A 12,676-nucleotide genomic window follows, 5' to 3' on the forward strand; every position below is an offset into this window, starting at 1 on the left:
GGGTCGAGCGGTCCGTGCGGACCGCTCGACCCCGGCTGCTCGTGTTCCGCCCGTACGGGGCGGGTTCTGGGCCCGCCCCCGGGCCTACTCCCACTCGATGGTGCCCGGGGGCTTGGACGTGACGTCCAGGACCACCCGGTTGACCTCTTCGACCTCGTTGGTGATGCGGTTGGAGACGCGGGCCAGCAGGTCGTAGGGCAGACGGGACCAGTCGGCGGTCATCGCGTCCTCGCTCGAGACGGGCCGGAGCACGACGGGGTGCCCGTACGTGCGGCCGTCGCCCTGCACGCCCACCGAGCGCACGTCCGCCAGGAGCACGACGGGCATCTGCCAGACCTCGTCGTCGAGCCCGGCACGGGTCAGCTCCTCGCGGGCGATGGCGTCGGCCCGGCGCAGGACCGCGAGGCCGGCCTCGGTGACCTCCCCGATGATGCGGATGCCGAGGCCGGGGCCGGGGAACGGCTGGCGGCCGACGATCTCGTGGGGCAGCCCGAGCTCACGCCCCACGGCGCGCACCTCGTCCTTGAACAGCGTGCGCAGCGGCTCGACCAGCTCGAACTGCAGGTCCTCGGGCAGCCCGCCCACGTTGTGGTGGCTCTTGATGTTGGCGGCGCCCTCCCCGCCGCCGGACTCCACGACGTCCGGGTAGAGGGTGCCCTGGACGAGGAAGCGCACGGGCTCGCCCTCCTGCGCGGCGGTCCTGGCGACCTCCTCCGCGGCGGCCTCGAAGGAGCGGATGAACTCGCGGCCGATGATCTTGCGCTTCTGCTCGGGGTCGGTGACGCCGGCGAGCGCGGTCAGGAAGCGCTCCTTCTCCTCGGCCACGTAGAGATTGACACCGGTCGCGGCGACGAAGTCCTGCTCGACCTGCTCGGCCTCGCCCTCGCGCAGCAGCCCGTGGTCCACGAACACGCACGTGAGCTGCTCGCCCACGGCCCGGTGGACCAGGGCGGCGGCCACGGCGGAGTCCACACCGCCGGAGAGCCCGCAGATCACGGACGCGGAGCCGACCTGCTCGCGGATCCGCTGGACGTGCTCCTCGATGATGTTGCCGGTCGACCAGGTGGGCTCGACCTGCGCGCCGCCGAAGAGGAAGTGCTCGAGCACCTGCTGCCCGTGCACGGAGTGCTTGACCTCCGGGTGCCACTGCACGCCGTAGAGCCGGCGGGCGTCGTCGGCGAACGCGGCCACCGGGGTGGTCTCCGTGGAGGCGAGGACCTCGAAGCCGGCGGGGGCCTCGACGACCGAGTCGCCGTGGCTCATCCAGACGGTCTGGGAGCCCGGGGAGCCCTCCAGGATGGAGGCCGTGGGGCCGCCGACGGCGGTGGCGGTGGTCGCCCCGTACTCGCGGGCCCCGGTGTGCGCGACGGTCCCGCCGAGGGCCTGCGCCATGGCCTGGAAGCCGTAGCAGATGCCCAGGACGGGCACGCCGGCCTCGAAGAGCGCCGCGTCCTGCTGCGGCGCGTCCTCGGCGTAGACGGAGGAGGGGCCACCCGAGAGGATGATCGCCGCCGGGTTCTTGGCGAGGATCTGCTCGGTGGACCAGGTGTGGGGGACGATCTCGGAATAGACGCTGGCCTCGCGGACCCGGCGGGCGATGAGCTGCGCGTACTGCGCGCCGTAGTCGACCACCAGGACCGGGCGCTGCTCCAGATCGGTGCGGGTCTCAGCTGTTTCGGTCACGCCCTCCATCCTAGGCCAGGCGCGGGACGGGCTCAGTACCGCTTCGCGGCCTTCGGGTTGGCGCGCAGCTCGGCGGCGGTGGAGGCGTGGATCTTGCGCTCCACCACGAAGGACAGGAACGGCACGACGCCGCCCAGGGCCATGACCACGAGCTGCGGGAAGGGCCAGCGCATGAGCGTCCAGATCCGGAAGCAGGAGATGAGGTAGACCACGTAGAACCAGCCGTGCACGATGAGGATCCACGTGGAGATGTTGACCCCGCCCGCGAGGTTCTCGAGCTCCAGGTCCTGCCAGCCGAGGGCCACCGTCTGCCCCGTGGCCCGGTCGGTGCCGCCCGCGATGAGGTCGTAGCCCAGCCCGTAGCGGGTGATCATCTCGGCCACGAGCAGCAGCAGGAAGGTCCCGGAGATCCAGGCGCAGACCATGTAGAAGCTGAGGGCGCCGCGGATCTGGGCCTCGGTGCCTCCGAAGCGGCGGCGCGGCTGCAGGGCGGCCGCCCGGCGCGGGACGCGGCCCGGGGACGCCGCCTCGGCGGGGCGGGCGTCCGGCGGGAGGGAGACCCGCACCCCGTCGGTGCGCTCCTTCGGCGAGGGTGCTGGGGAAGGGGTCGGCTGCGTGGGTTCAGTCATGGTGGGCTCCGGTCCTGTCCTGGGTCATGTCGTGGGTGCTGGGCTCGCCCGCCCGGGCGCCGGGCTGGTCGTCGAACCAGTAGTACTCCCCCGCCTCGGTGTCGTAGTAGTAGTAGCGTCCGGCGGCCTCGTCGTAGTAGTACTCGCCCTCGAAGTAGAAGTACGCCTCCGGGTGCTGCTCGCGCTGCCACTCGTCGCGCACGAACCGCCACCAGATGTAGAGGGCGAACCCGGCGAAGACCACCCACTCGACCGCGTAGAAGAGGTTGAGCAGGTTCACGGACTCGTCCGTGGGCTGCTGGTCGATGTCGAGCCGGGAGAGCTCGGGGCCCAGCAGCGCGGCGCCCGGGGCGAGGGTCCCGTCCTCGGCGAGCTGGAAGTGCGCGGAGGCGGGGTTCTCGGCGAAGGCGGCCAGGTACCCGGACCACAGCGGGGCGTCCCAGAGATTGGTGAGCTGCGCCGGGGACACCGTGCCCACCTGTCCCTCCGGGAGCTCTCCGCCGGGCACCGGGCCCTCGGCCGGCAGATAGCGGCCGACGACGTCGACGGCGCCCGCCGGCTCCTCCGGCACGGAGGCCGGGTCGGCGGTCCAGCCGCGGGCCACCGCGAGGGTCAGCTCGCCGCCGGCGTCCGGCCACAGCTCCTGGGTGTCCGGGACGGTGAGGGCGGTGACGGCCCACCAGCCCTCCGTCCCGTTCTGCAGCCGGCCGGGGACCAGGACGGTGGACCCGTCCCGGTAGTCGCCGGTGACGGTGACGAGCTGGTCGGCCTGGGAGGCGGTCACGGGGTCGCCGGCCTCGACGGCCTCGGCGAGCGGGACGGCCACGTCCTTCGCGGGGTCCGCGACGGTGCGGGCCTGCTCGCTCGACTCCAGCTGCCACTGGCTCAGCAGCACGAAGCCCACGGCCAGCCCGAGGCTCACGATCAGGGTCAGGATCGAGCGGGGGCGCAGGGCGGTCGTGAGCACCCGACAAGGCTAGTGCGCCTTCCTGGACGTTCGCCAGTTGCGGGGGGCCCGTGCCGCGCCGGCGGGGCGCGGCACGGGCCCCCGCGGACCGGTCCCGGATCAGCCGCGGATGACCACCTCCGCGCGCTGGAACTCCTTGAGCTCCAGGTACCCGGTGGTGGCCATCGAGCGGCGCAGCGCGCCCACGAGGTTGGACGTGCCGTCCACGTGGCGGGAGGGCCCGAAGAGGACCTCTTCCAGGGGGCCCACGGTGCCCACACGGGTGCGGAGCCCGCGCGGCAGCTGCCCGTGGTGCGCCTCCGCGCCCCAGTGCCAGCCCTGCCCGGGCGCCTCCTCCGTGCGGGCCAGCGCGGTGCCGAGCATCACCGCGTCCGCGCCCATGGCGAGCGCCTTGACGATGTCCCCGGAGACCCCCACGCCGCCGTCGGCGATGACGTGGACGTAGCGCCCGCCGGACTCGTCGAGGTAGTCCCGGCGGGCGGCGGCGACGTCGGAGATCGCCGTGGCCATGGCCGCGTGGATCCCCAGCGTGTTCTGGATGCGCATGGAGGCGCCGCCGCCGAAGCCCACGAGCACACCGGCCGCGCCGGTGCGCATGAGGTGCAGCGCGGGCGTGTAGCCCGCGGCGCCGCCCACGATGACCGGGACGTCGAGGTCGTAGATGAACTTCTTGAGGTCCAGCGGCTCCTGGTTGCGCGAGACGTGCTCCGCGGAGACCGTGGTCCCGCGGATCACGAAGACGTCCACGCCGGCGTCCAGGACGGTGCGGTAGTGCTCGACCGTGCGCTGCGGCGTCAGGGACCCCGCGACGATGACGCCCGCGTCCCGGATCTGCGCCAGCCGGGCCGTGATCAGCTGCGGCTGGACGGGCGCCTCGTAGAGCTCCTGCATCCGGCGTGTGGAGGCCGGGGCGTCCTCGCCGGAGAGCGCCGCGATCTCCTCGAGCACCGGCTGCGGGTCCTCGTAGCGGGTCCACAGCCCCTCGAGGTCCAGCACGCCCAGTCCCCCGGCCCGGCCGAGGGCGATGGCCGTCTCCGGAGACGTCGCCGAGTCCATCGGGGCGCCCAGGAACGGGATGGAGAACCGGTAGGCATCGATCTGCCAGTCCGTGGACACGTCCCGGGGGTCGCGCGTGCGGCGCGACGGGACGAGGGCGATCTCGTCCAGGGAAAAGGTGCGGCGGGCGCGTTTGGAGCGGCCGATCTCGATGTCGTAGCTCATGGTGTCCTTTCCGAACGGTGCTGCGGACGGTCGCTCAGCGCTGGTAGTTGGGTGCCTCGACGGTCATCGTGATGTCGTGCGGGTGGGACTCCTTGAGCCCGGCCGGCGTGATGCGCACGAACCGGCCCTGGTGCTTGAGCTCCTCGACGCTGTGGGCGCCCACGTAGAACATCGTCTGGCGCAGGCCGCCGTCGAGCTGGTGGACCACGGCCGAGAGCGGACCGCGGTACGGGACCTGGCCCTCGATGCCCTCGGGGATGAGCTTCTCGTCGCTGGCGACGTCGGCCTGGAAGTAGCGGTCCTTGGAGTAGGAGCTCTTCTTGCCGCGGGACTGCATGGCCCCCAGCGAGCCCATCCCCCGGTAGGTCTTGAACTGCTTGCCGTTGACGAAGATCAGCTCGCCCGGGGACTCGTCGCAGCCCGCGAGCAGCGACCCGACCATCACGGAGTCCGCCCCGGCGACGAGGGCCTTGCCGATGTCGCCGGAGTACTGCAGGCCGCCGTCGGCGATCAGGGGCACGCCCGCCGGGATGGCCGCCTTCGCGGCCTCGTTGACGGCGGTGATCTGGGGGACGCCCACGCCGGCGATGATGCGGGTGGTGCAGATGGAACCGGGACCGACGCCCACCTTGACGGCGTCCGCGCCGGCGTCGACGATGGCCTGCGCGCCGTGGCGGGTGGCCGCCTGGCCGCCGATGACGTCCACGTGCGCGGCGGCGGTCTCCGCCTTGAGCCGGGCGACCATGTCCAGCACGCCCTGGGAGTGCCCGTTGGCGGTGTCGATGAACAGGGCGTCCACGCCGGCCTCCACGAGGGTCATGGCCCGCTCGAAGCCGTCGCCGAAGAAGCCGACGGCGGCGCCGACGCGCAGCCGGCCCTCGTCGTCCTTGGTGGCGTGGGGGTACTGCTCGGCCTTGGTGAAGTCCTTGATGGTGATCAGGCCCGTGAGCCGGCCGTCGTCGTCGACGAGCGGCAGCTTCTCGATCTTGTTGGACGCCAGCAGCTGGTGCGCGTCGTCCTTCGCCATCCCGACCTTGCCGGTGATCAGCGGCATGGGCGTCATGATCTCGTGCACCCGGCGGCGCGGGAACTCGCTCTCCGGCAGGTAGCGGGTGTCGCGGTTGGTGATGATGCCCAGCAGCTTCTGCTCGGCGTCCACGACGGGCAGGCCGGAGACACGGTAGTAGCCGCAGAGCCGGTCGAGCTCCTCGAGGGTCGCCTCCGGGGAGATGGTCACGGGGTCGGTGATCATCCCGGACTCGCTGCGCTTGACCCGGTCCACGTGCTCGGCCTGGTCCTGGATCGAGAGGTTGCGGTGGATCACGCCGATGCCGCCCTGGCGGGCCATCGCGATCGCCATCGAGGACTCGGTGACGGTGTCCATGGCGGCGGACAGCAGCGGCACCTCGAGGCCGATGCGCCGGGACAGGCGGGTGCGCGTCGACGCCTCGGAGGGGATGACGTCCGTGTTGCCGGGGAGCAGCAGGACGTCGTCGTAGGTCAGGCCGGTGAACCCGAAGGGGTCCTCGGACAGGGCGGTGGGGACGGCGGGATCCGACACGGTGGGGCCTTTCAGCTTCGAGGGAGTCCCCACCATTCTACGGGCCGGGTCCCGTCCGGCGGACGGCTGTGGCCGTCCTCACGACCCGACGGGGACCCCCGCCCCGTCCGCGAGCAGGGCCTCCTCGACCCGCTCCGCGAACAGGGGCGCCAGGGTCCGCACGTACTCGACGGTGAGGTGGTTGTTGTCCCAGTACGTGAACACGTTGCCGACGACAGGGGCGCAGGTGCCGTCCGGGCAGATGAGGTCCCCCATGTCGACCATCGTGACCCGCGGCAGCTCCGCCACCGGGGCGAGCGGGCTGTCCGGGCCCAGGATCACGTGGGAGGCCGTGCACTCGGGGGCGTCGGCCCCGTGGTCGGCGGCGCAGCGCGCGGGGACGAAGTCGAACCGGGCGTTGTCCCGCAGCCCGACGACCTGGATGCCGCCCCCCGCCAGCCCGCGGATGCGCTGCTCCATCCCGGGGGTGAACTGCTCCTGGTCCTCGTCCGTGCTGCGGGTGCCCTGCACCAGGACCAGGTCCGGGTCGACGGCCTCCACCACGGGGTCCGTGCCCTCGAGCCAGCGCGCGCACTCCTGGTGGTCGGCCACCTGCTCCTCGGGCAGGGCGTACAGGCAGTTGCCGCGGATGTAGGTGACCACGCGCCAGTCGTTGCGCTCGGCCAGGAGCTCGACGGCCGGGATCCACTGGTGCACGTGGCTGTTGCCGATCACCAGCATCGTGGCGGAGGGCTCGGGGTTCGGGACGGTGTCGAAGCACCACTGCTGGAAGCGCTCGCCGACTCCCGTGCCGGGCGGGCAGGGCTCGCCGAGCGACGGCTTCGCGTACGGCTCCCCGGTGATCACGGGGATGGTCTCGGCCTCCGGGTCGCCCTGGTACCGGAAGCCCGGCAGCAGGGCGGCCGCTCCGGGGTTGTTGCGGTCGGCGGCCGCGGCGAGCTCGAGGGCCCGCCGCTCCTCGGCCACCCGGGCCGCGGTCACGGGAACCGCGACCGTCGCCAGGCACACCACGATCACGGCGGCCAGTCGCAGCCGGCTGCGCTCGGGCCAGGCCCAGGCCTTGAGCGGGTCCTCGACCAGCCGGGTGACCAGCACCGCCAGCACCACGCAGACCACCACGATCGCCACCCCCGACCGCGGACCGGCCATCGGCCGGTCCCGCAGCACCAGGTAGGTGATCAGCACCGGCCAGTGGATCAGGTACAGCGCGTAGGCCGAGTCTCCCAGCCGCACCAGAGGCGCCGAGGCGAGGACCCGGTCGACACCGATGCGGGAGCCGGTGCGGCCGGCGGCGACGACCGCCGCCGCCGAGAGCAGCGGCCACAGGGCGATCCACCCGGGGAACGCGCCTTGGACGTCCACCAGTACCCCGACCGAGACCATGCTCACCAGCCCCAGCCAGCCCAGGACCACCCGGGCCACCCGCGGCGGCCTCAGGTACGGCACGGCCAGGGCCAGCAGCGATCCGAGGGCGAACTCCCACAGCCGGGTGCGGGTGTCGAAGTAGGCGAACTCCTGCTGCGTCGCCGTGCTGTGCACCGACCACGCCAGGGAGGCCAGGAACACGGTGCCGAACATCGCGGCCAGGACGGGGACGGGCCGGAGGGCCACCCGCCGCGTGAGCAGCCAGGCGGCGGCGAAGATCAGCGGCCACAGCAGGAACACCTGTCCCTGCACCGACAGGGACCAGAAGTGCTGGAACGGGGAGGCCGTGGAGTGGTCGGCCGCGTAGTAGTCCACCGCGGACAGCGCCAGCGCCCAGTTCTGCACGTAGAACGCCGAGGCCAGGCCCTCGGACCGCCACTGCCCGGCGTCGTAGCCGGGGTAGAACAGCTCCACCAGCACCAGGGTGGCCAGGATGGTGAGCACCGCCAGGGGCAGCAGCCGCTTGAAGACGTGCAGCCAGTACCGCCCGATCGCCAGCGGCCGGCCGGCCTCGAGCTTGCGCACGAAGGACAGGGTGAGGAAGAAGGAGGAGATCAGCAGGAAGACATCCACGCCCCCGGAGACCCGCCCGAGGAACACGTGGTAGACCACCACGAGCAGCACCGCCACCGCCCGCAGGCCCTGGACCTCGGGGCGGAACCCTGAGTACCGGCCTCCCCGCCGCTGCGCCGCGTCCCCGTCGGCGGAGGTTCCGGTGGACGGTTGCGGAGCGGTGGCGTGCACGGTGGCCACGGGGGCACCTCCAGGAGGGAGCGTCCCCGGCGCGACCGCGGGGCGGCTCCGGGGAAGGGAACGGGAGAGCAGGAACGGGGGCGAGAAGAACAGAAGAACGAGGGACGGGGCCGGGGGTCGCCCGTCGCGACCCTATCGCACGACCGTCGCCGATCGGGGCACCCTCGGGGCGCCGCGCGGCGGTGCCGCAGCACGGAGGCCCGAGCGCGGGGTGCTCGGCCGGGGGCGGCGCAGGGCGGGTCCCGGCGCCGCGGCCGGGTGGTGGTCAGGGCCGGAGGCCGTCGGTGGCGAGGGCCTCCCGGAACCGCTCGCCGAAGATCGGGGCGGCGCTCTGCGAGTAGACCCGGCTGAGGTGGTCGTCGTCCCAGTACACGTAGACGTTGCCGATGACCGGCGGGCACTGCCCGGCCGGGCAGATCAGGTCGGTGAGGTCGAGGGTGGAGTACAGCGGCAGCTCGCGGGCGAGCGGCAGGGCGGGATCGGGCGTGCCCACCATGGGGTGCGTGAAGGTGCACCGGGGGTCGTCCTCGCCGTTCGCCACCGCGCACTCGGCCGGTGCCTCCGGGAAGCGGGGGGTGTCACGGATCCCGACGACGGGGGTCCCGCGGTCGGTCAGCTCACGGACCCGCTGCTCCAGGCCGGGCCGGAGGAACTCCCCCTCCGTGTCGGTGAAGGTCGACTGGACCACGACGAGGTCGGGGTCGGCGGTGCCGATCATCTGCTCGGCGCCCTCGAACCAGGCCCGGCAGCTCTCCGAGCCCGGCTGGTCCTCGGCGGAGGCGTAGAAGCAGCCCGGCTGGATCCAGGTCACCACCCGCCACCGCTCGGCCTCCGCGAGGGGCCGCAGCGCGGGGAGCCAGTGCTGCAGGTGACTGTTGCCGAGCACGAGCACCGTCCGCTCGGGGGCCTCCTGGGCGACGCTCTCGTGGCAGAAGCGGCGGAGCTCCTCCGGCAGGACCAGGTCCTCGGGGCAGGCCTCGCCGAGGGAGGCCGGCTGCCTCGGCAGGTCCTCGGGCAGGGGCAGCGTCGGAGCGTCCGGGTCGCCGCGGAACTCGAAGCCGGGCCGGAGGGCGACGGCCCCGGGGTTGTTCCGGACGGCCTCGGTCTGCAGCTGGGCGGCACGCCGGTCCTCGACGTGCTGCCAGGCGAGCACGGGTGCGGCGACCAGGGCGAGGCAGAGCCCCACGACCCCGGCGAGGCGCCGCTTGCTCCGCTCGGGCCAGGCCCAGGCCTTGAACCGGTCCTCGACCAGCCGGGTGACCAGCACGGCGAGCACCACGCAGACGAGGATGATCACCACCCCCGATCGGGGCCCGGCCATGGGCCGGTCCCGCAGCACCAGGTAGGTGACCAGCACCGGCCAGTGGATCAGGTACAGCGCGTAGGCCGAGTCCCCCAGCCGGACCAGGGGCCGGGAGGCGAGGACCCGGTCCAGACCGAACGGTGACCCGGAGCGGCCCGCGACGATGATCGCCGCCGCCGAGAGCAGCGGCCACAGCGCGATCCACCCGGGGAACGCCCCCTGCACGTCGACGAGCACTCCGACCGAGACCATGCTCAGCAGCCCCAGCCAGCCGAGGGCCACCCGTGCGCTCCGCGGCGGCCTCAGGTACGGCAGGGCGAGGGCCAGCAACGATCCGAGGGCGAACTCCCACAGCCGGGTGCGGGTGTCGAAGTAGGCGAACTCCTGCTGCGTCGCCGTGCTGTGCACCGACCACGCCAGGGAGGCCAGGAACACGGTGCCGAACATCGCGGCCAGGACGGGGACGGGCCGGAGGGCCACCCGCCGCGTGAGCAGCCAGGCGGCGGCGAAGATCAGCGGCCACAGCAGGAACACCTGTCCCTGCACCGACAGGGACCAGAAGTGCTGGAACGGGGAGGCCGTGGAGTGGTCGGCCGCGTAGTAGTCCACGGCGTTGAGGGCGAGCGCCCAGTTCTCCGCGTAGAACACCGACGCCAGCGCCTCGGACCGCCACTGCCCGGCGTCGGAGCCCGGGTAGACGGCGGCCACCAGGACGAGGGTGCCGAGGATGGTGAGCACCGCCAGGGGCAGCAGCCGCTTGAAGACGTGCAGCCAGTACCGCCCGACGGCCAGGGGACGGTCCGCCTCGAGCTTGCGCACGAAGGACAGGGTCAGGAAGAACGCCGAGATCAGCAGGAAGACGTCCACGCCCCCGGAGACCCGGCCGAGGAACACGTGGTAGACCACCACGAGCAGCACCGCGACGAACCGCAGGCCCTGGACCTCGGGGCGGAAGCCCGAGTACCGGGCCACCCGCCGGGCCGTGGCCGCCTCGACGCCCGCCGGGCCGTCCGGGGACGGTGTCCCGGAGTCCGGGCGCGGGGCACCGGCCTGCACCGTGCTCACGAGGGCACCTCCTGGAGAAGCGTGCCGGGGAGTCGCGTCTCGAGGGCCGGTGCCATGGTCCGCGCGTAGGTCCACGTGAGGTGGTGCGGGTCGAAGAAGACGTGCACGTTGCCCACCACGGGACGGCACAGCCCCCCGGGGCAGATGAGGTCGGTGAGGTCGAGGGAGGAGAAGCCGTCGCGGTCCCGGAGGGCGTCGGCCGGGTTGACGGGGGCGAGGACCTGCTCGACGGGCACGCGGCACCGGTCGGCGTCCTCGCCGTGGCGCTCGGCGCACTCGTAGGGGTTGAAGTCGAACCGGGGGTTGTCCCGGAAGCCGACGACGTCGATGCCCTGGCCCGTGAGGCGGTCGACCAGCTCCGGGAACCCGCCGACCACGGCCTCGGCCGGGCCGTCCATCCGGGCCGCGTAGGTCGAGGTCGTCATGACCGCGTCCGGCGCGAGCCGCTCCACGTACTCGATCGCCGCGTCGTTGCCCTCGTGGCACGCGTCCCCCTCCGGGCGCACCGCGAAGGCGCAGCCCGGCTGCAGCACGGCGACGAGCTGCCAGTTGCGCTCCTCCGCGAGGGGGATCACCGCGCCCATGAACTGCTCCATGTGGGAGTTGCCGACCACCGCGACCGTGCGCTCGGGATCCGGCAGGGCCGGGGTCTGGCGGCAGTACTGCTCGAGGACCTCCTGCTCGGGGGCGAACTCCCCGGAGCACGGCTCGGGCAGCCCCACCCACTCCTCGCCCAGCGCGGAGGCCAGGGGCAGCGTCGGGGCGTCGGGGTCCCCCCGGAACTCGTAGTCCGGGTCCAGGACCGCGGCCCCCGGGTTGTTGCGGGCGGCTTCCTCCGCCAGCACCGCCGCCCGCCGGGCGTCGGCCTGCTGCCACACCAGCACCGGCACCGCCACCAGGGCCAGGCTCACCACCACCGACACCGCCAGCCGACGCTTGTCCCGCTCCGGCCACGCCCACCTCTGGAACGGGCGCTCCACCAGCTTCGTGGCGGCCACCGCCAGCACCAGGGACACCACGATGAGCACCACCCCCGACCGTGGCCCGGCCACCGGCCGGTCCCGCAGCACCAGATACGTGATCAGCAGCGGCCAGTGCACCAGGTACAGCGCATAGGAGGCGTCCCCCAGCCGCACCAGGGGCCGGGATGCCAGGATCCGGTCCAGCCCGAACGGTGAGCCGGAGTGACCGGCCACGATGACCGCCGCCGCCGAGACCAGCGGCCACAGCGCGATCCACCCCGGGAACGCCCCCTGCACGTCGATGAGCACCCCCACCGAGACCATGCTGAGCAGACCGGCCCAGCCCAGCACCACCCGCGCCCCCCGCGGCAGGTGCAGGTACGGCACCGCCAGGGCCAGCAACGACCCCAGGGCGAACTCCCACAGCCGGGCCCGGGTGTCGAAATAGGCGAACGCCTGATCCACCGCGGTCGTGTGCACCGACCACGCCAGGGAGGCCGCGAAGATCGCCCCGAAGCACACCGCCAGCACCGGCACCGGCCGCCACCGCCCGCTCCGGCACACCAGCCACGCCGCGGCGAACACCATCGGCCACAGCAGGAACACCTGCCCCTGCACCGACAGCGACCAGAAGTGCTGGAACGGCGAGGCCGTGGAGTCGTCGGCGGCGTAGTAGTCCACCTCCGCCGCGGCCAGCGCCCAGTTCTCCACGTAGAACACCGAGGCCAGCGCCTCCGTGCGCACCCGGTCGATCCGCGCCTCCGGGAAGAACCACCACGCCAGCACCAGGGTGGCCAGGATCGTGAGCACCACCAGCGGCAGCAGCCGCTTGAACACGTGCAGCCAGTACCGCCCCAGATCCAGCGGCCGGCCCGCCTCGAGCTTGCGCACGAAGGACAGCGTCAGGAAGAACGCCGAGATGAGCAGGAAGACGTCCACGCCCCCCGACACCCGGTCCAGGAACACGTGGTAGACCACCACCAGCAGCACCGCCACGAACCGGAGCCCCTGCACCTCCGGGCGGAACCCCGAGTACCGCGCCACCCGCCGGGCCGTGGCCGGCTCGACGCCGGCGGGCGTGCTCTGCTCACCGAGGGTCGTCATGGG

General features: G+C 73.0%; 8 protein-coding genes. All 8 read right to left on the reverse strand.

The genetic code is table 11. The features are described from left to right. Nucleotides 1-84 precede the first annotated feature (84 nt). Complete coding sequence (guaA, locus tag ACFYE1_RS01060; RefSeq protein WP_387739021.1) at nt 85-1,692, reverse strand: glutamine-hydrolyzing GMP synthase; 1,608 nt, start codon at nt 1,690-1,692, stop codon at nt 85-87. Nucleotides 1,693-1,715: 23 nt separating this feature from the next. After that, nucleotides 1,716-2,312, reverse strand: coding sequence for a DUF3817 domain-containing protein (locus ACFYE1_RS01065; RefSeq protein WP_387739023.1), 597 nt, complete (start codon nt 2,310-2,312; stop codon nt 1,716-1,718). Next, entirely contained in the window at nt 2,305-3,279 is a 975-nt protein-coding gene (locus ACFYE1_RS01070; protein WP_387739025.1) for an SURF1 family protein, read from the reverse strand. Before ACFYE1_RS01070 ends, ACFYE1_RS01065 begins: the two co-directional genes overlap by 8 nt. Nucleotides 3,280-3,378: 99 nt before the next feature. Beyond that, nucleotides 3,379-4,500 carry a GuaB3 family IMP dehydrogenase-related protein gene (locus ACFYE1_RS01075; RefSeq protein WP_387739028.1) on the reverse strand — a complete coding sequence of 374 codons (1,122 nt, stop codon included), beginning with the start codon at nt 4,498-4,500 and terminating at the stop codon, nt 3,379-3,381. Between the two features lie 34 nt (nt 4,501-4,534). Beyond that, nucleotides 4,535-6,061, reverse strand: coding sequence for an IMP dehydrogenase (gene guaB, locus ACFYE1_RS01080; RefSeq protein WP_387739031.1), 1,527 nt, complete (start codon nt 6,059-6,061; stop codon nt 4,535-4,537). 78 nt (nt 6,062-6,139) lie between these two features. After that, complete coding sequence (locus tag ACFYE1_RS01085) at nt 6,140-8,239, reverse strand: acyltransferase family protein (protein ID WP_387739033.1); 2,100 nt, start codon at nt 8,237-8,239, stop codon at nt 6,140-6,142. A gap of 265 nt (nt 8,240-8,504) precedes the next feature. Continuing rightward, complete coding sequence (locus ACFYE1_RS01090) at nt 8,505-10,607, reverse strand: acyltransferase family protein (protein ID WP_387739036.1); 2,103 nt, start codon at nt 10,605-10,607, stop codon at nt 8,505-8,507. Next, a complete protein-coding gene (locus tag ACFYE1_RS01095) occupies nt 10,604-12,673 on the reverse strand; it encodes an acyltransferase family protein (RefSeq protein WP_387739038.1) in 2,070 nt (689 codons plus the stop codon). The genes ACFYE1_RS01090 and ACFYE1_RS01095 overlap by 4 nt, the downstream gene beginning before the upstream one ends. Between the last annotated feature and the right edge of the window lie 3 nt (nt 12,674-12,676).

It is taken from the genome of Kocuria nitroreducens (assembly GCF_042879195.1).
GTDB classification, from domain to species: domain Bacteria; phylum Actinomycetota; class Actinomycetes; order Actinomycetales; family Micrococcaceae; genus Kocuria; species Kocuria nitroreducens.